The following is a 17,173-nucleotide window of genomic DNA, read 5'->3' as shown; positions in this document are numbered from 1 at the left end:
GCCCCGGGCAGTGAGGACAGCGGGAGTTCCTGACTCACCCGGCCGATCGCTCCGCGGGGTTCACAGTGGCGGGACCGCGCCGGAATCGCACCGGGCTTCCTCCCATGTCGCCGTCCTCGGCGATGACGGGCCGAACGGCCCGTCGGAAGGTCATCTTAGGCGGCCTTTTCCCTGGCCGGGAGTGGGGGTGGGCGGGGTGGCTCCGCCGGGCGGGGTGGGATGGGGCGCCGCGGCCGAGTGGTGCGGGCGGGGGCGGGTGCCGCGCCTTGCCGGGGGCTCTGCCCCCGCACCCCCGCGCCCCAAACGCCGGCGGGGCTGGTGGGGCCCGGTGGGCCGGCTTGGGGAGCGGGGCTGGGTGGGGGCCGGTGGGGGCCGGCGGCCGGTCCGGGGTGCGGGGCCGGCGTGGGGTGCGGGGCTGGGTGGGGCCCGTTGGGCCGGGCTGGGGCGGGGTGGCGACGGACACAGGTCGGGGGTGGGGAATCGTGGGTATGCTCGCGGCCATGCCCCAGCCCCCCTCCGCCGCATCGCGGGACGAACCCGCCATACGGGACCGCGGTGACGCCTGCCCCGGCGCGCTGCGGCTGCATGCCGCCGACGACGGGTACCTGGCGCGCGTCCGGATCCCCGGCGGGCTGCTGACCGCCGCGCAGGCGTCCGTGCTCGGGCTCGCCGCGGACCGGTTCGGGGACGGGCACCTGGAACTCACCTCGCGCGGCAACGTCCAGCTGCGCGGTCTCGCCGACGGCTGCGGCACCGGCCTCGCGGAGCTGCTCGACGGTGCCGGGCTGCTGCCCGCGCCCGGCCACGAGCGGGTGCGCAACGTCGTGGCCTCCCCTCTGGGCGGGCGCCATGTCGTGCACCGGGTCCGGGAGCTGGACCGGCTGCTGTGCGGCAGCGCCCGGGCGACGGGCCTGTCCGGGCGCTTCCTGTTCGCCCTCGACGACGGGCGCGGGGACGTCGCCGCCCTCGACCCCGACGTGACCGTGCTCGGCGGCGGTGACCGGGTGCTGGTGCGGCTCGGCGCCGGGGCCGGAGCCGTCGAGGTGGCCGCGGCCGACGCGCCCCGGGCGGCGCTGGTGGCCGCCGAGTACTTCCTCGACGCCGCCGACACGGCCGGCACCCGGGCCTGGCGGGTCGCCGAACTGCCCGACGGACACGCCCTGGACGACGGGGAGTTCGCCCTGCGGCTGGCCGCCGCCGGGCTCGGCGCAGTCCGCCTGCCCGAGGTGGCGTGGCCGTACGCGGAGCCGCCCCGGCCCGGGGTGCACGGAGGCGCGCTGTGCGTGCTGCCCCCGCTCGGCCGGCTCGGCTCCGCTCAGTGGCGGGTGCTGGCCGAGGTCGCCGACGCCTGCGGCTTTGGGCTGCGCGTGACCCCGTGGCGCAGTGTCGTCCTGCCCGGCGCGGGCGACGGCGGCCCCGTCGAAGGCCCCGCCCTGCTGGCGGCGGCCGGCCTGGTGACCGGGCCCGGCGGACCCTGGCAGTCCGTCACCGCCTGTACCGGCAAGCCCGGCTGCGCCAAGTCCCTCGCTGACGTGCGCGCCGACGCGCGGGCCGTCGTAGAGGACACGGGTGCCACGGGCGGGCTGCCCGTGCACTGGTCCGGTTGCGCCCGCCGGTGCGGCCATCCGCGCGGCACCGCCTGGGTGGACCTGGTCGCCACCCCGGACGGGTACGAACTCGACGGGCGGCCCGTCCCGTCCGCAGACCTGGCGGCCGTCCTCACGGCCGCACGCACCACCACAACACCCGCATCGCAGTGAAGAAATGAGCGAGTACACCGTGTTCGAGTACGAGAAGGACGGCGCCGCGATCTACCGCCAGTCCTTTGCCACGATCCGCGCCGAGGCGGACCTCTCCGGGCTGCCCGCCTCGGTCGCCCAGGTCGCGGTGCGCATGATTCACGCCTGTGGCATGACCGACCTCCCCCAGGACCTCGGCTACACCCCCGACGTCGTCCTGCGGGCCCGCGCCGCCCTGCACGCCGGCGCGCCGATCCTGTGCGACGTACAGATGGTCGCCAGCGGCGTCACCCGCAAGCGGCTGCCCGCAGACAACGAGGTGGTCTGCACCCTCTCCGACCCGGCCGTGCCCGCCCTCGCCGCGAAGATGGGCACCACCCGCAGCGCCGCCGCCCTCGAAGTCTGGCGCGACCGCGGCCTGTTGGAGAACTCCGTGATCGCCGTCGGCAACGCGCCGACCGCCCTGTTCCGGCTGCTGGAGATGATCGAGGAGGGCGCGCCGCGCCCCGCCGCCGTCATCGGCGTGCCCGTGGGCTTCATCGGCGCCGCCGAGTCCAAGGACGCCCTCGCCGCCCACCCCTCGGGCCTCGACCACCTGATCGTGCGGGGCCGGCGCGGCGGCAGCGCCATCGCGGCCGCCGCGATCAACGCGATCGCGAGCGAGGAAGAATGAGCGACCGTCAGGACCCGCGGGAGGACGACGCGGTGAAGGGCAAGCTGTACGGAGTCGGGCTCGGGCCCGGCGACCCCTCCCTGATGACCCTGCGGGCCGTCGAGGTGATCGCCGAGGCGGACGTCGTCGCCTACCACAGCGCCCGCCACGGCCGTTCCATCGCCCGCTCGATCGCCGCGAAGCACCTGCGCTCCGACCACGTCGAGGAACCGCTGGTCTACCCGGTCACCACCGAGACCACCGACCACCCCGGCGGCTACCAGGGCGCGATGGAGGAGTTCTACGAGGCCTCCGCCGCCCGCCTGGCCGCGCACCTGGACGCCGGCCGCACCGTCGCGGTGCTCGCGGAGGGCGACCCGCTCTTCTACGGCTCGTACATGCACATGCACAAGCGCCTCGCCGACCGGTACGAGGCCGAGGTGATCCCCGGCGTCACCTCCGTGAGCGCCGCCGCCGCCCGGCTCGGCACCCCGCTAGTGGAGGGCGAGGAGGTGCTGACGATCCTGCCCGGCACCCTGCCCGAGGAAGAGCTCACCGCACGCCTCGCCGCCACCGACTCGGCGGTCGTGATGAAGCTCGGCCGCACCTTCCCCGCCGTCCGGCGCGCCATGGAGGGCAGCGGCAGGCTCGCCGAGGCCCGCTACGTCGAGCGCGCCACCATGGAGGGGGAGCGGACCGGGATCCTGGCGGACACCGACCCGGACAGCGTCCCGTACTTCGCCGTCGCCGTCGTGCCGAGCCGCATCGGCAACCCGGGCAGCGTGCCCTCCGGCCCCGGCGAGGTCGCGGTCGTCGGCACCGGCCCCGCCGGGCCGCTGTGGCTGACCCCGGAGACCAGGCGGGCGCTGGCCGACGCCGAGGTCCTCGTCGGCTACACCACCTACCTGGACCGGGTGCCGGTCAAGCCGGGCCAGGTCCGGCACGGCTCCGACAACAAGGTGGAGTCCGAGCGCGCCGAGTTCGCCCTCGACCTCGCCCGGCGCGGAAAGCGGGTCGCGGTCGTCTCCGGCGGCGACCCCGGCGTGTTCGCCATGGCCACCGCCGTCCTTGAGGTGGCCGGGCAGGCCCCGTACGAGGACGTCCCCGTACGGGTGCTGCCGGGCGTCACCGCCGCCAACGCGGCGGCCGCCGCGGCCGGGGCCCCGCTGGGGCACGACTACGCCACCATCTCGCTCTCCGACCGGCTCAAGCCGTGGGAGGTCATCGCGGAGCGGCTGCGCGCGGCCGCCGCCGCCGACCTGGTGCTCGCCCTGTACAACCCGGGCTCGCGCAGCCGGACCTGGCAGGTCGCCAAGGCGCGGGAACTGCTGCTGGAGCTGCGCCCGCCGCAGACCCCGGTGGTCGTGGCGCGGGACGTGGGCGGCCCGGAGCAGTCGGTGCGGGTGCTGACGCTGGCCGAACTGGAGCCGTCCGAGGTCGACATGCGCACGATCCTGCTGATCGGCTCCTCTCAGACCCAGGTCACGCAGCGGCCCGACGGCTCGCGGGTGACGTGGACGCCGCGCCGCTACCCGTGACCTGACGGAGCGGTGCGGAGGGGGCTCGGGCGGGTCACCGCCCGCCCGGGCCCGCGGGCGTCGGCTGTCGGTGGTTGCCGCGCAGGGCCCCGCGGCTGACGGCCCCTCACCCGTCATCCGTCACCCGTGCCCCGTGCTCAGCCGGAGCAGCCCGCGAGGACGTCCGCGCAGCCCTCGACGCCGCGCGGGTCGACGGTGAGCAGCTGCCACGACAGCACCCCGGCCGGCGGGGAGTCGTCCTGCGGGGTGGGCTCTATGTGCGCGGTGAGCGCCGCGCCCGCCGGGAAGTTCAGCCGGGTGACCTCGCCGACGGTGCCGCACGACACGTCGAAGGAACGGTCCCCGGTGCCGCCCTCGCGCGACAGCACGAGCTTGACCCGGGGGCTCTCCTCGCTGTCGCAGGCGATGTCGAGGCGGTACGGGCCCTCCCCGCCGGTCTCCAGGGCCTTGTCGAGGCCGGTGGCGAGGAAACTCGTCCCCCGCATCGTCACGCGGCCGTCGCCGACCTCCTCGCCCAGGGCCTTGTCGGCCCGCTGGAGGGCGTCGTCGGGCTCCCAGATCCTGGGCGTCGCTTCTTGCCCGCCGTTGCCGCACCCGGTGACGAGCGCCGCGGCGGCGAGGATCAGGACGAGGGAGTGACGTATCCGCATCCCCTCAGCCTAGAGGGTGGGACGGGGGCCGTGTTCGCGGCCGGGGCCCGGCCTCAGCCCTGGCGGAGCCAGCTCAGGGCCGCCTCCACCGTGGCGGCCCGCGCCACGTCTTCCGGGACCGGGGGCCGGCGTACGACCAGGACCGGGATGCCCGCCTCGCGGGCGGCGGTGAGCTTGGGGGACGTGGCGTCGCCGCCGCTGTCCTTGGTGACCAGCACGTCGATCCGGTGCCGGGCCAGCAGCTCCCGCTCCTCGGCCAGCCCGAACGGGCCGCGCGCCAGCAGCACTTCCAGCCGCGGCGGCATCGGAGCGTCGGGCGGATCCACCGAACGCACGAGGAACCAGGTCTCGGTGAGGTGCGCGAAGGCGTGCAGCCCCATCCGGCCCGTGGTCAGGAACGCCCTGGCGCCGAGCGAGGGCAGCACGGCGGCCGCGTCGGCGAGGGAGTCCGCGAACGTCCAGTCGTCGCCCGGCCCCGGCTCCCAGCCGGGACGGCGCAGCGCCAGCAGTGGCACGCCTGTGTACGCCTCCGCCTCCGACGCGTGGAAGCTCATCCGCTCCGCGAAGGGGTGCGTGGCGTCGACGACGTGCGTGACGTCGGCGGCGACGATCCACGCGGCGAGCCCCGTGACACCGCCGAAGCCGCCGATCCTGACCTCGCCCGGCGGGAGCACGGGCGAGGAGACCCGGCCCGCGAGCGAGGTCGTCACCCGGTACGAGGTCTCGCGCGCCAGCGCCTCCGCCAGCCGGCGGGCCTCCGTCGTGCCGCCCAGGATCAGGACGTGCCGGTCGGAGTCCGGTACGCCCCCGGCCCGCTCAGCAGACATGCCGGTCGCGCTCGGGCGAGTACAGGTGGCTGTCGCGGAACTGCTCGGCGCCCAGCGTCCGGCCCACCACGATGACGGCGGTGCGCACCAGCCCGGCCGCCTTCACCTGCGCCGCGATGTCGGACAGGGTCCCGCGCAGGATCAGCTCGTCGGGGCGGCTGGCCATCGCCACCACCGCCACCGGGCACTCGGCGCCGTAGTGCGGCAGCAGTTCGTCCACGACCCGGTCGACGTACCGGGTGGCCAGGTGCAGCACCAGCAGCGCACCGCTGCGGCCGAGCGTGGCCAGGTCCTCGCCGGGCGGCATGGGCGTGGCCTGCTGGGCGATCCGGGTCAGGATCACGGTCTGGCCGACGGTGGGGACGGTCAGCTCCCGCTTCAGGGCGGCCGCCGCCGCGGCGAAGGCCGGTACGCCCGGGACCACCTCGTAGGGGATGCCGGCCGCGTCGAGGCGCCGCATCTGCTCGGCGACCGCGCTGAAGATGGACGGGTCGCCCGAGTGCAGCCGCGCCACGTCCAGGCCCGCCCCGTGGGCCCGTACGCACTCCGCGACGATCTCGTCGAGGTTCAGCTGCGAGGTGTCGACCAGCCGGGCGTCCGCCGGGCATTCGGCGAGCAGCTCGCGCGGGACCAGGCTGCCCGCGTAGAGGCAGACGGGGGCGGCGGCCAGGGTCCGGGCCCCGCGCACCGTGATCAGGTCGGCGGCGCCGGGGCCCGCGCCGATGAAGTACACGGTCATTCTGCTTCTCCTTGTGTCTGCGTGACCGGTGCCGTCCGCGTGACCGGTGCCGGCTTCGTGACCGACCACTGGGTGACCGGCATGGCCTGCCGCCAGCCCGTGAAACCGCCGACCGGCACGGCGTGCGAGACGGCCAGCTTCACCAGCTCGCCGCCGTGGCGCCGGTAGCGCTCGGCGAGGACCGCCTCCGACTCCAGGGTGACCGTGTTGACCACCAGCCGGCCGCCGGGCGCCAGCGCCGCCCAGGCCGCGTCCAGCAGGCCGGGCGCGGTCAGCCCGCCGCCGATGAACACCGCGTCGGGGGCCGGGAGTCCGTCCAGGGCGGCCGGGGCCGCGCCGACGACCACGCGCAGCGCGGGCACGCCGAGCGCGGCGGCGTTGCGGGTGATGCGGCCGGCCCGCTCGGGGACCCGCTCGATCGCCACCGCGCGGCAGGACGGGTGCGTACGCATCCACTCGATGCCGATCGACCCGGAGCCGCCGCCGATGTCCCACAACAGCTCGCCGGGGGCCGGGGCCAGCGCGCACAGGGTCGCGGCGCGCACGTGGCGCTTGGTGAGCTGCCCGTCGTGCTCGTACGCGGCGTCGGGCAGGCCGGGGGTGGCGCCGAGCCGGGGCACGCCGGATCCGGGATCCCGACGGCACTCCACGGCGACCACGTTGAGGGGGTCGCCGGGTTCGCGGTCCCAGTCCCGCGCGGTGCCCTCGTACGAGTCCTCGCGCTCGGAGCCGAGCTGTTCGAGCACCCGCATACGGCTCGGGCCGAAGCCCCGCTCTCGAAGCAGGGCGGCGATCTCGTCAGGGGTCGCCGCTCCGGCGCTGAGCACCAGGATCCGCCGGCCCTCGTGCAGCGCGGCCACCAGCCGGGCCACCGGCCGGCCGACCACCGTCACCACCTCGGTGTCCTCCACCGGCCAGCCCAGGCGGGCGCACGCGTACGACACCGACGACGGGTGCGGGCGGACCCGCAGGGCGTCCGGGCCCAGCTCCTCGGAGAGCGCGCGGCCGATCCCGTAGAACATGGGGTCCCCGCTGGCCAGTACGGCGATGCGGCGCCCCGCGTGCTCGGCCACCAGCTCCGGCACGGCCGGCCGCAGCGGGCTCGGCCAGGCGACCCGCAGCCCGCGGCACTCGGCGTGCGGCAGCAGGTCCAGCTGCCGGGGGCCGCCGATCAGCACTTCGGCCGAGGTCAGCGCGGACCGCGCGCCGGCGGTGAGCCCGGCCCAGCCGTCGGCGCCGAGGCCGACGACCGTCACCGGTACGGGGGGTGCTGCGGAGCTCACTGCGCGGTACCTCGGGGAACGGGAGAAGGGGACTGCGGCGGACGGACCCGCAGCCTATCGGGGCGCAGACCCGGCTCCAGTGCCAGGGTGACCACGACGGACGCGGCCGCCAGCACGGTGATCGCGGCCGCCGGAGAGGTGTACTGGGCCACCGCCCCGGCGAGCGCCGCGCCCACCCCCTGCATCGTGAGCATCCCGGCCGAGTGCAGCCCGAGCGCCTGCCCCTGCGTCCCCTCGGGCAGCAGCGGTACGAGCCGCTCCTGCATCAGCAGCCCGGCCGCGTAGCCGGTGGAGGCCAGGGTGACGGCGGCCGTCGCGGCGACCGGCCCCGGCTCCAGGGCGAACACCAGGTAGGGGGGCGCGAGCAGCAGCCGCAGCGGAGCCGCCAGCCGGATCCGCATCCGCTCGGGCAGCCAGCGGCCCGCGACGGTGTCCCCGGCCAGCATCCCGGCGGCGGCGCAGCCGAACAGCAGCCCGGCGTGCGCGGGGTCGTACGGGACGAAGAGCGACTCGCAGCCCACGATGAGCCCGTTCGGCACCCAGAGGGCGAGGTACAGGGTCCGCCGGGCCGGATCGGACAGCAGCAGCCGGTTGACGCGCCAGGTCTCGGGGGGCGACGGCCTGCCCCCGGCCCGGGGAGCGCGGCGGCGCAGCCCGAAGCGGACCGTGAGCGCGGCGGCCGCCCCGAGCCCCGCCGACACCAGCAGCACCCCGCGCGGGGAGAGCGCGCCGAGCAGCACCCCGCCGGCGGCGAAGCCGACGACCTGCGTGACCCCGGCGGCGACGGCGAGGAGGGAGCGGCCGAGAAGGTAGTCCCCGGGCGGCAGGATCTCGGTGAGCAGCCCGTAACGGACCCCGCCCGCGAGGGAATCGGCCAGCCCCTGTCCCAGCAGCACCGCGAACACCGCCCACAGCGGCAGTCCGGGGACGGCGAGCAGCCCGGTCCCGGCGGCGGCGAGTGCGGCGAGCCCCGCGAGCGCGCCGCGCGGCGGCAGCCGGTCGGCGGCGGCCATCAGCAGGGTCGCGCCGAGCACCTGGGCGAGGGAGGGGCCGAACATGGCGAGGGCGGACAGCAGGGGACTGCCGGTCCGCCCGTAGACCAGCACCCCGAGGGCGAGCCCACCGGTGGTGGAGGCGGCGACGCGGAGGGCGGCGGCGAGGAAGAAGGGGGAGAACTCGGGGGTACGGAGAAGGAGGGAGCGGTAGCTGCGCGACATGCCGGGAGTTTCCGACGGGCGGCACGCGACCCCCCAGAGTTTCGCGCGGACGCGAAAGCCGGCCGGTGCCGGTCCGCGTGGCGGGGGCCAGCGGGTCGTCTGCGGGTCGTGTGCCGCTGCGCGGGGCGAGGTCCCCTACCCGCCCTTCCACCGTTCCCCGGGCGCTGCCCGGACCCCGCGCCTCAAACGCCGGCGGGGCTGAAGGATCCCCGGGGGGGCCACCCCGGACCCGCGCCTCAACCGTCGGCGGGGCTGGAGAGCCGGGGCTGCGCCCCGGATCCCGTTGTGCTCGAACGCCGCGCGGGCTGGATTCGCGCAGCGAATTTCCAGCCCCGCCGGCGTTTGAGGCGCGGGGGTCCGGGGGCGGAGCCCCCAGAGGGGTCCGGGCGGAGCCCGGGGAACGGGCGAAGGGCGGGGCGGGGAGCAGCCCGCGCAGCGGCGGCCCCGGCCCGGGACCCGCGTGACCCCCGGCCAGGCGGGCCCCGGCCCGGGACCCGCGTGACCCCCGGCCAGGGGCACGGCATGATCGGGGCGGCAGCCCCGGACGACCCGGGGCCCGGACACCGGCAGGGGGCGGCACACCATGGGATGGTGGCGGATCGACACCGACGCGCTCGCGCGCAGCCGCTTCGTCGTGTCCCCCCTCGCCGAGACCACCGCCGCCCTCATGGCCCTGGAGCGCCGCACCCCCGCCCACCCCGCCGAGCGGGCCTGGCTCGCGGACCGGCTGCCGCACTACCGGGCCCACCTCGCCGCCGAGCCCCTCACCGCCGCCCTCGTGCGGGCCGCCCTCGGCCGGCTGTGGATCGCCGGGTACCTGACCCCGCCGGCCCACCAGGACGGCCGCGCCTTCGCCGACGAGGTCGCCACCGTCCGCGCCGCCCCGGACGCGGTCGTCCGTACCGACCTGCGCGCCGCCACCGGCCGGCTCCCCGCGGGCCTCGACCGGGCGCGCGGACTCGGCCCGAGGACGGCCGAACTGCTGGACTGGGTCTGGGAGGAGGCCGTACGCCCCGACTGGGACCGGCGCCGCCGGATCGCGGAGGCGGACGTGCTGGTGCGCACCGCCCAGCTCGGCCGGGAGGGCTGGGCGGCCGCCCTGGCGGGGATGCGGCCGGGCATGGCCTGGCTGGGCGGCGGGCGGCTGCGGGTCAACCTCCAGCAGCGCCGGCCGCGCGAGCTGTCGGGGGAGGCCGGGCTGGTCTTCGTACCGGTGACGCACGCGCACGGCTGGGTCTCCTGGACCGGTACGTCGCGGCACGCGCTGGTGTACCCCTGCGCGGGCCAGCTCACCCAGCCGGGTCCCGGGTCGGCCGCGCCGGAGGCGCTCGTACGGCTGCTGGGGCCGGTCCGGGCACGGGTGCTGGTGCTGCTGGAGAGCCCGAAGTCCACGACGCAGCTGGTGGCGCTGACCGGGTACAGCCTGGGGGCGGTGGCCGGGCAGCTGAAGGTGCTGCTCGCGGCGGGGCTGATCCTGCGTCGGCGGGCGGGCCGCAGCGTGCTCTACGGACGGGTCGCGGCCGGGGACGTACTGGTGTCGGCGGCGGGTGCCCCCGAGTAGGGTGCCCGCGGCCGCCCCGGACCGGGGCCGCCCCGTCCGGTTGCCCCCGCACGCGCCCCCGGCCGCCCCCTCCGCCCCGCCCGCGCCCCGGCACGCAACCGTCCGCCCCCGGCCGGGGCCTGACCCGGGCCGCCCCGGCGGTCGGACACTCGTCCCATGGACGACACTCCGGACAACCACACAGAATCCCCCGGGGACCACGCGGTGGTCCTCGGGGCCGGCCTGGCCGGGCTGCTGACGGCACGGGTCCTGGCGGGGCGGTTCGCCCGCGTCACCGTCGTCGAACGGGACGAACTGTCCCTTCACGGGCCGGAGTTCCGCCCCGGCCTGCCGCAGTCCCGGCACGCGCACGTGCTGTGGGCGCGCGGTGTCGAGCTGATGGAGCAGCTGCTGCCCGGCACCACCGCCGAGCTGATGGCGGCCGGCGCGGCCCTGCTGGAGTCGCCGCGCGACTTCCTGTGGCTGAGCCCCGCCGACTGGTTCCGGCCCGTACCGGGGGCCGGGATGCTGGTCGGCAGCCGGGAGCTCCTCGACTGGACGCTGCGCCGCGCCGTGCTGCGCGACGGCCGGATCCGGATGCTCGGCGGCCGGCTCGCGACCGGGCTCGTCGGCGGGGCGGACGGCCGTTCCGTGGCCGGCGTGACCCTGCGCGACGGCGGCCGCCTCGCCGCCGCGCTCGTCGTCGACGCCACCGGCCGCACCTCCAAGGCGCCCGCCTGGCTGGCGGCCCTCGGCTACCCCGCCCCGGCGGTCACCCGCTACGACTCCCACCTCGGCTACTCCAGCCGCCCGTACGCCATCCCCAAGGCCGCCCTGGACGACCCGGAGCGCCGCTGGCACGGGATGTACGTACAGGGCCGCCCGGAGAGCCCGCGCGGGGGAGTGCTGGTGCCGCTGGAGGGGGACCGCTGGCTGGTCACCCTGATCGGCAACGGCGAGCACGCCCCGCCCACCAAGGACCCCGAGTTCCTCCGCTTCGCCCGCACCCTGCGCAGCCCCGCCCTCTACGACGCCATCCGCGACGCCGAACCGCTGGCCCCGCCCGCCGGCTTCCGGGCCACCGCCAACGAGTGGCGCCACTACGAGCGCATGGACCGCTGGCCCGAGGGCCTCCTCGTCGTCGGCGACGCGGCCTGCCGCTTCAACCCGGTCTACGGGCACGGCATGACGGTGGCCGCCATCACCGCCCAGGCCCTGGGCGACGCCATCAGGGGCCTCAGCACCGCCCAGATCCCGGCGCAGACCCGGCGCGTCCAGCGGCACACCACCACCGCGGCCAACGTCGCCTGGCAGATCGCCACCAGCGAGGACCTGCGCTACCCGGGCACCGAGGGCCCGCCGCCGGACCGCGCGACCCGCGTCCTCCAGGCGTACATGTCCCGCGTCATGGCCGGGGCCAACACCGACCCGGCCATCTCGGCCCCGTTCTTCGGCGTCCTGTCCCTGTCCACCCCGCCGAACACCCTGCTCGCCCCGGGCACGATGCTCCGCGTCCTGTCGAAGTGGCGCCTGCCCACCTCGCCCCGCACCACGACGGCCTACCCGCCGCACCACGGACCGGCCTAACCGCGGACGGCCCGCTCGTACAGCTCGCGCACACCGTCCCCGAAGCGACTGCTGTACGAAGTCACCTCGTCCCCGCCTCCATCGCGGCCGCCGATCACCCCGATCAGGGTCCCGGCCGCGGTCAGGACGGGGCCGCCACTGGTCCCGTTGGGCACGTCCGCGCAGTCCAGCCGCAGCTGTGTGGACCCGGCGGCGACGGCCGTGTTGGCGCACCCCAACGGCTGCTCGGCGTCGTTGGGGTAGCCCACCAGCCGGGCGGGGGCGGGCAGTTGCTGCCCGAAGCGGACGGCGTGCGCCCCGGTCACGTCCTCCAGCCGCTGCCCGGGATGCCCGGGCCGGCGCACCCGGATGAACGCCACGTCGTAATCCGGATCCGCCGATGACACCCACCGCGGATCCACGTCGACCCGCGTCGGCACCCACACCCCGAACGGTGCCTTCCCGTCGGCGTACCCGGGCACGAACGCCAGATTGGTCCGGAACCCGCTGGCGTACACGCAGTGCGCGGCGGTCACGACGAGATCCCCGTCGGCGGAATGCACCACGCTCCCGGAACAATGATGCTCGTCGTCCCAGTCCATCCCGGGCGAGAACAGCGCTCCGATGGCCGGCTCGGGCTCGACGTCGACCGCCCGGAGCGGCTCGGACGCCTTCCAGCCCGCCCCGCCCGGGGCTGCCCTCCGCTCCCCACCCCCCTCGACGAGGGTCTCCAGCACCCCACGGGCGGCCTCATCGGCCAGCCGCGCGTCCTGCACGTAACTCCCGCGATCGGTGTCCCCCGCGGCCACGGTCCCGAAGCGCCCCACGGCGAAACCCACCCCGGCGACCACGAGCGCGGCGCAGACCCCGGCCAGCACACACACCCGCACGGCCCTGCCCGTCATGCCCCACTCCCGAAGATCGCCACCACCGCCCAACGCCCCCGGCTTGCGACAGGTTCCCCTGCGGAACGTGTCCGTCCTCACAGCTCCCGGCCCCGTACGGGCGAGCGCCCCGCCGGGAGGGTCCGGCGGGGCGCTCGGGTGCGGGCGGGGTCAGGGGGAGGGGGTGAGCTGGAGGGTGGTCTGGGTGGGGGTTTCCCTCGTGACCTCGATGTGGGTGCCGGTGTCCGGGACCTTGACGCCGAGTTGGGGGAGGTCCGCGTTCCAGTAGGTGCCGCGGCGGTCGTCGAAGGCGCGGACCCCCGGCTGGGAGGGGACGGTCAGGGCGGTGCCCGGCCGGTGGAGGGTGATGCGGTCCGTCGGGCGGGTCGAGAAGGGGGCGTCGAAGGTCTGGGCGCGGGCGTTGAGGAGGGTGCCGTCCGGGAAGCGGAGGGGCGCGGGCCGGGCGTCGACCGGGAGGAGGAGGCCGTTGCCCGGGTGGGCCTTGGTGGTGTTGTCGCTGTACGCGGTGTCCCAGAGCCAGAGCAGGACGCCCTGCTGGTACGGGTAGAACTCCACGCGCTGGTCCGTGGAGGCGAAGTTGTACGGGCCCGTCTTGAGGAAGGAGCCGTAGCCGGTGTGGCGGCGGTTCTCGGCGAAGTAGGCGCGGGGGTGCGCGGTGGTGCCGGTGCGGCCCTCCGTGCGGGACCACTTGACCGGGGTCCAGCCGTTGTCGTCCCGTTCCGCCCCGTCCTGGAGGAGGGTGCGGCCGTCGGCGGCCGTGATGCGGATGTCGTCGAGGGTGGCGCCGCGGCCGTGGGTGTTGCTGTCCGAGGTGGTGCGGAGCCGGAGGTGGGTCGTGGACGCGGGGAGCGGGACCGTGAGGTCCGTCCAGGACTGTGACGTGCCCGAGATGCCCTTGGGGGGTACGGGGGCGCCGCCGAGGGTGCCCGGGAGGGCCGTCCAGGTCTTGCCGCCGTCCGTGGAGGCCTCCGCCGTGAGGAAGTCGAAGTCCTGTTCCAGGTCGTACCAGACGCGGGCCGAGAGGGTGGCCGGGCCGGTGGCGGGGTCCAGCGGGCGGGTCAGGGTGTTGTCCATGAAGTCGCCGGTGCCGCTCCACCACTGGCGGGCGCCCTCGTAGGGGTCGGTGAGCTCGGTGCGGGTGGTGGAGGGCGGGAGGTGGACCAGGAGGGCCTGGGGGTCGTCGGTGTTGTAGCCGGAGACGCCGAGCGTCGCGCGGGTCCTGCGGCCCGCGTCGGCCTCCGTGTAGTCCAGCCAGCCCAGTTGGAGCTTGCTCCACGGGTCCAGGTCGCCGGGGAACTGCCCGGTGGTGTTGGGCCCCTTGCCCAGGTACGAGGCCGAGGACATCAGGGACCAGAAGTTGACGCTGTTGTCCCCGTCCGAGCTGTAGAGGTCGGGCAGCCCGAGGTCGTGTCCGAACTCGTGGGAGAAGAGGCCCGCTCCGCTGTTCTCGCCGCCGGTGAGGTAGTCGCCGGCCCAGATCCCGGTGTCGCCGACCGGGGTGCCGCCGGCCTTGTTGCCCTCCGGGCCCGCGCTGCCGGCCTGGTTCCAGTACGCGAACCAGCGGTGGGCCCAGACCGCGTCCTTGCCCTGGGCGCCGCCGCCCCAGGTCTGGTCCTTGCCCGCGTGGACGACGACCAGGTGGTCGAGGTAGCCGTCGGGCTCGTCGAAGTTCCCGTCGTGGTCGGCGTCGTAGCGGTCCCACACGTCGTACTGGGCGAGTTCGGACCTGATCTGGTCGGGGGTGCGGCCCTTCGCGCGCTCGGCTTCGTACCAGGCCGTGGTGGAGTCGCGGACCAGGTCCCAGTTGGTGCGGCACTGGCCGGGCTCGGTGCAGTTGTCCGTGCCGTAACGGGCCTCGTTGTAGGGGACCTTGACCCAGTCGGTGACCTTGCCGTCGATGTCGTAGCGGCCCGAGGACTGGAGGTTGTAGTAGGCGCGCATCGAAGCCGAGCCGGGCTGGGGGGAGAAGAACTGCTGCTGGTAGTAGTTCTTGTCGAAGTCCTTTCGCCAGAGGGTGTGGTTGTCGTCCTTGGCGGGCTTGCCGATGGTGTTGTGCAGGGGGCCGGGGGTGCCTCCGAAGCGGGGGTCGGTCCGGTCGCCGAACTCCGCGAGGATGACGAAGACCTTGTCCTTGCGCCGCTGGGCCAGTTCGACGTACTGGCCGCCGATCTTCGCTGTGCGGGGGAGGGGGCCGGCCGTGCGGGCGGCGGCGGAGCCGCCCGAGGTGCCCGCCGCGACGCCCTCCAGGGCTTGGCGGCGCAGGGCCTGGCGCTGGAGTTCCAGCGGGGCGAGCGGCGGGGAGGCGGCCTGTTCGGCGTGGCCCGCCGGCGGGGCGGGCGGGGGCGCGGTGGCCGCCAGGGCGACGGGGGCGGGCAGGAGGGCGAGGGCGGCGAGGGATATCGCCGCTCCCGCCGTGGCGAGTCTGCGCAACGGAGGTGCCCTTTCGGGGAGTTCGGTGCCGAGGGTCGGGGGCTCGGGGCAGGTAATATTTCACATGTCACAGGTGATGGGTAGGGGGCTTGAGCCGGTGAATGCGGCCGGGCCGGACGAACCCCGACGCGGAAGGGCCCCCTCCCGCCCGTATCCCCCGAGGGGGCGGCGTCGTTGTGCCCCTGAGGGCTCCCGGGGGTACCGGTCCGCCCCGCCCCGGAACCCGAACGCACAGGGGGAGACGAGCGCATGCCCCTCGAACCGCCGTACCCCGCACTGCCCCTCGACGCCCCCTGGGAGCGCCCCGGCATCGGCGCCGCCGCCCCCGACGGCCCGCCGGGGCCGTGGCACCAGCCGTGGGACCGGCTCACACCCGCCGAAGCGGCCCGGGCGCGGGAGCGGCTCGCGGGCCGGGAGTACGAGTTCCAGGCCTCCGACGACACCACCGGCGACCCCGTACGGCGGATCTTCACCGGGGCCCGGCTGCGCGCCGACGCCGAGCAGACCGCCCGCCTGCTCGCCCCGTACGCACCCGAGGCGATCGTCAGCTTCGCCCCGCCCCGGCACGCCTACGGGGCCGCCGCGACCGTGCTGCTCCCCGCCGTGACCGGGCTGCCCGTATGGTTCTGGCCCGCCGGCGACTGTCCGCCGCCGGCCGTCCCGGCCCGGCGGATCGCCGTCGTCGCCATCCCCTCCGCCTTCCGGGCCATGGCCCGCTACCCGCGCTGGACCGCCTCGTTCGAGCAGCTCACCCTCCTGCACGGCTCCGCCGAACTCCCGCCGGAGGCACGCCGGTTCGAAACCGACGCCCGCGCCGTGCTGATCGAGCTGCTCGGCTCCACCGAGACCGGCTCCGTCGCCCACCGCACCGGCTGGGACCCGGCCGGGCCCTGGACGCTGCTCGACGACGTCGCCTTCGCCGCGCCCCCCACCGGCGCGGAGGGCCCGCTCACCGTCACCGGGCCGCGGCTGTCCGCGCTCCCCGACGGCAGCCGGCCCGACCGGCACGAGATGGACGACGTGGTCCGCCGCCTCGGCGACCGGCTGTTCCTGCGCCTCGGCCGCCGCGCCCAGCTGGTGCGGATCAACGGCGTCCGGTACGACCTGGGCGCCATCGCCGCCCGGCTGCGCGCCGCTCTCCCGGGCGCGGACGTGGCCTGCGTACGCGTCACCGGCCCCGCCGGGCCCCCGCACGGGGAGGCGTACGACGTGCTCGTCGCCGGAGGCGGCCCCCTGACGGCGGACGGCGTACGGGCAGCCGCGCGCGGCCTCGGGGCCGAACCCCGCCTGGTGCGCCTCGTGGACAGGATCCCGCGCGGCCCCCTCGGCAAACCCCTGCCCGCACAGATCACCCCGCCCGACTGACCCCGAGAGGACGTGCGCCGTGAACCGGCAGCCCGAAGACGTGAAGACGGTCCCCCTCACCCCCGAGGTGTACGCCTACGTGCTCGCCCAGGCCGAGCCGCAGAGCGAGGTCCAGCGGCGGCTCGTCGAGCGCACCCGCGCCCTCGGAGACCGGGCCGTGATGCAGATCCCGCACGAGCAGGGCGTCCTCCTCACCCTCCTCGCGAAGCTGATCGGAGCCCGCCGGATCGTGGAGGTCGGCACCTTCACCGGCTACTCCGCCCTCGCCCTCGCCGCCGGTCTGGTCCCCGGCGGACAGGTCCTCACCTGCGACGTCTCGGCGGAGTGGACCGCGATCGCGCAGGAGGCCTGGAAGGAGGCCGGGCTCGCCGACCGCATCGAGCTGAAGCTCGGGCCCGCCCTGGAGACCCTGCGCGCCCTCCCGGCCGAACCGGTCGTGGACCTGGTCTTCCTGGACGCGAACAAGGACGGCTACCGGGCCTACTGGGAGGAACTGGTGCCCCGCGTACGCCCGGGCGGACTGATCCTCGCCGACAACGCGCTCTTCGGCGGCGACGCGGCCGACCCGCAGGCGCGGGGCAACGGGCTGGCCGTCCGCGAGTTCAACGCCCACGCCCGCGCCGACGACCGGGTGGAGTCGCTCCTCCTGCCCGTCGCGGACGGGCTGCTCTTCGCACGCAAGCTCTGAGGCCGCCGGACCGCCCGGCCCGCGGTCTCCGGTC

Annotated in this window: 14 protein-coding genes and 1 riboswitch; of the genes, 7 read left to right on the top strand and 7 right to left on the bottom strand. The window is 76.1% G+C overall.

What is annotated here, in order from left to right; genetic code table 11:
- Positions 1-23: 23 nt before the first annotated feature.
- A riboswitch (cobalamin riboswitch) is annotated at positions 24-123 on the bottom strand.
- A gap of 377 nt (positions 124-500) precedes the next feature.
- The 3 genes from ACZ597_RS33080 to ACZ597_RS33070 are packed head-to-tail and all read left to right on the top strand — an operon-like array spanning position 501 to position 3,929.
- Positions 501-1,760 (top strand): cobalamin biosynthesis protein CobG, encoded by a 1,260-nt coding sequence (locus ACZ597_RS33080; RefSeq protein WP_471338619.1) that lies wholly within the window; start codon positions 501-503, stop codon positions 1,758-1,760.
- A gap of 4 nt (positions 1,761-1,764) precedes the next feature.
- The gene (locus ACZ597_RS33075) at positions 1,765-2,412 is read left to right on the top strand and encodes a precorrin-8X methylmutase (RefSeq protein WP_401255352.1); all 648 of its coding nucleotides are present in this window, start codon (positions 1,765-1,767) and stop codon (positions 2,410-2,412) included.
- Positions 2,409-3,929 (top strand): precorrin-2 C(20)-methyltransferase, encoded by a 1,521-nt coding sequence (locus ACZ597_RS33070; RefSeq protein ID WP_471338617.1) that lies wholly within the window; start codon positions 2,409-2,411, stop codon positions 3,927-3,929. Before ACZ597_RS33075 ends, ACZ597_RS33070 begins: the two co-directional genes overlap by 4 nt.
- 137 nt (positions 3,930-4,066) lie before the next feature.
- Here ACZ597_RS33070 and ACZ597_RS33065 read toward each other — a convergent pair whose 3' ends face one another.
- The 5 genes from ACZ597_RS33065 to ACZ597_RS33045 are packed head-to-tail and all read right to left on the bottom strand — an operon-like array spanning position 4,067 to position 8,645.
- Positions 4,067-4,579 (bottom strand): hypothetical protein, encoded by a 513-nt coding sequence (locus ACZ597_RS33065; protein WP_471338615.1) that lies wholly within the window; start codon positions 4,577-4,579, stop codon positions 4,067-4,069.
- A gap of 53 nt (positions 4,580-4,632) precedes the next feature.
- Entirely contained in the window at positions 4,633-5,406 is a 774-nt protein-coding gene (locus ACZ597_RS33060) for a cobalt-precorrin-6A reductase (protein ID WP_471338613.1), read from the bottom strand.
- Positions 5,396-6,145, bottom strand: coding sequence for a precorrin-4 C(11)-methyltransferase (gene cobM / locus ACZ597_RS33055; RefSeq protein ID WP_470979816.1), 750 nt, complete (start codon positions 6,143-6,145; stop codon positions 5,396-5,398). Before cobM ends, ACZ597_RS33060 begins: the two co-directional genes overlap by 11 nt.
- The gene (gene cbiE, locus ACZ597_RS33050; RefSeq protein ID WP_471338611.1) at positions 6,142-7,428 is read right to left on the bottom strand and encodes a precorrin-6y C5,15-methyltransferase (decarboxylating) subunit CbiE; all 1,287 of its coding nucleotides are present in this window, start codon (positions 7,426-7,428) and stop codon (positions 6,142-6,144) included. Before cbiE ends, cobM begins: the two co-directional genes overlap by 4 nt.
- A complete protein-coding gene (locus tag ACZ597_RS33045; RefSeq protein ID WP_471338608.1) occupies positions 7,425-8,645 on the bottom strand; it encodes an MFS transporter in 1,221 nt (406 codons plus the stop codon). Before ACZ597_RS33045 ends, cbiE begins: the two co-directional genes overlap by 4 nt.
- A 583-nt stretch (positions 8,646-9,228) precedes the next feature.
- Between ACZ597_RS33045 and ACZ597_RS33040 the strand changes: the two genes are divergently transcribed.
- Both ACZ597_RS33040 and ACZ597_RS33035 read left to right on the top strand, forming a co-directional pair.
- Positions 9,229-10,206 carry a transcriptional regulator gene (locus ACZ597_RS33040; RefSeq protein ID WP_471338606.1) on the top strand — a complete coding sequence of 326 codons (978 nt, stop codon included), beginning with the start codon at positions 9,229-9,231 and terminating at the stop codon, positions 10,204-10,206.
- A 156-nt stretch (positions 10,207-10,362) separates the two neighbouring features.
- On the top strand, positions 10,363-11,772 hold the full coding sequence (locus ACZ597_RS33035; RefSeq protein WP_471338604.1) for an FAD-dependent oxidoreductase: 1,410 nt from the start codon (positions 10,363-10,365) through the stop codon (positions 11,770-11,772).
- Here the strand turns inward: ACZ597_RS33035 and ACZ597_RS33030 are convergent.
- Both ACZ597_RS33030 and ACZ597_RS33025 read right to left on the bottom strand, forming a co-directional pair.
- Entirely contained in the window at positions 11,769-12,656 is an 888-nt protein-coding gene (locus tag ACZ597_RS33030) for a trypsin-like serine peptidase (RefSeq protein WP_471338602.1), read from the bottom strand. The genes ACZ597_RS33035 and ACZ597_RS33030 overlap by 4 nt on opposite strands.
- Positions 12,657-12,806: 150 nt before the next feature.
- Positions 12,807-15,086: an immune inhibitor A domain-containing protein gene (locus tag ACZ597_RS33025; RefSeq protein ID WP_471338600.1), complete on the bottom strand. Its 2,280-nt coding sequence runs from the start codon at positions 15,084-15,086 to the stop codon at positions 12,807-12,809.
- Positions 15,087-15,335: 249 nt separating this feature from the next.
- Here ACZ597_RS33025 and ACZ597_RS33020 point away from each other — a divergent pair, with 249 nt between their 5' ends.
- Both ACZ597_RS33020 and ACZ597_RS33015 read left to right on the top strand, forming a co-directional pair.
- Positions 15,336-16,451, top strand: a complete 1,116-nt coding sequence (locus tag ACZ597_RS33020; RefSeq protein WP_471338598.1) for a class I adenylate-forming enzyme family protein — start codon at positions 15,336-15,338, stop codon at positions 16,449-16,451.
- 19 nt (positions 16,452-16,470) lie between these two features.
- A complete protein-coding gene (locus ACZ597_RS33015) occupies positions 16,471-17,139 on the top strand; it encodes an O-methyltransferase (RefSeq protein ID WP_471338596.1) in 669 nt (222 codons plus the stop codon).
- The last annotated feature ends 34 nt before the right edge of the window (positions 17,140-17,173 follow it).

The sequence above is a fragment of the Streptomyces sp. NPDC040718 genome (assembly GCF_055593565.1).
This window is presented reverse-complemented; position numbering and strand designations above follow the sequence as displayed.

Excerpts from the sequence above, each read along its gene's own strand:
- ACZ597_RS33080 (WP_471338619.1), top strand. The coding sequence starts at position 501 with ATGCCCCAGCCCCCCTCCGCCGCATCGCGGGACGAACCCGCCATACGG.
- ACZ597_RS33075 (WP_401255352.1), top strand. The coding sequence starts at position 1,765 with ATGAGCGAGTACACCGTGTTCGAGTACGAGAAGGACGGCGCCGCGATC.
- ACZ597_RS33070 (WP_471338617.1), top strand. The coding sequence starts at position 2,409 with ATGAGCGACCGTCAGGACCCGCGGGAGGACGACGCGGTGAAGGGCAAG.
- ACZ597_RS33065 (WP_471338615.1), bottom strand. The coding sequence starts at position 4,579 with ATGCGGATACGTCACTCCCTCGTCCTGATCCTCGCCGCCGCGGCGCTC.
- ACZ597_RS33060 (WP_471338613.1), bottom strand. The coding sequence starts at position 5,406 with ATGTCTGCTGAGCGGGCCGGGGGCGTACCGGACTCCGACCGGCACGTC.
- cobM (WP_470979816.1), bottom strand. The coding sequence starts at position 6,145 with ATGACCGTGTACTTCATCGGCGCGGGCCCCGGCGCCGCCGACCTGATC.
- ACZ597_RS33045 (WP_471338608.1), bottom strand. The coding sequence starts at position 8,645 with ATGTCGCGCAGCTACCGCTCCCTCCTTCTCCGTACCCCCGAGTTCTCC.
- ACZ597_RS33040 (WP_471338606.1), top strand. The coding sequence starts at position 9,229 with ATGGGATGGTGGCGGATCGACACCGACGCGCTCGCGCGCAGCCGCTTC.
- ACZ597_RS33035 (WP_471338604.1), top strand. The coding sequence starts at position 10,363 with ATGGACGACACTCCGGACAACCACACAGAATCCCCCGGGGACCACGCG.
- ACZ597_RS33030 (WP_471338602.1), bottom strand. The coding sequence starts at position 12,656 with ATGACGGGCAGGGCCGTGCGGGTGTGTGTGCTGGCCGGGGTCTGCGCC.
- ACZ597_RS33020 (WP_471338598.1), top strand. The coding sequence starts at position 15,336 with ATGCCCCTCGAACCGCCGTACCCCGCACTGCCCCTCGACGCCCCCTGG.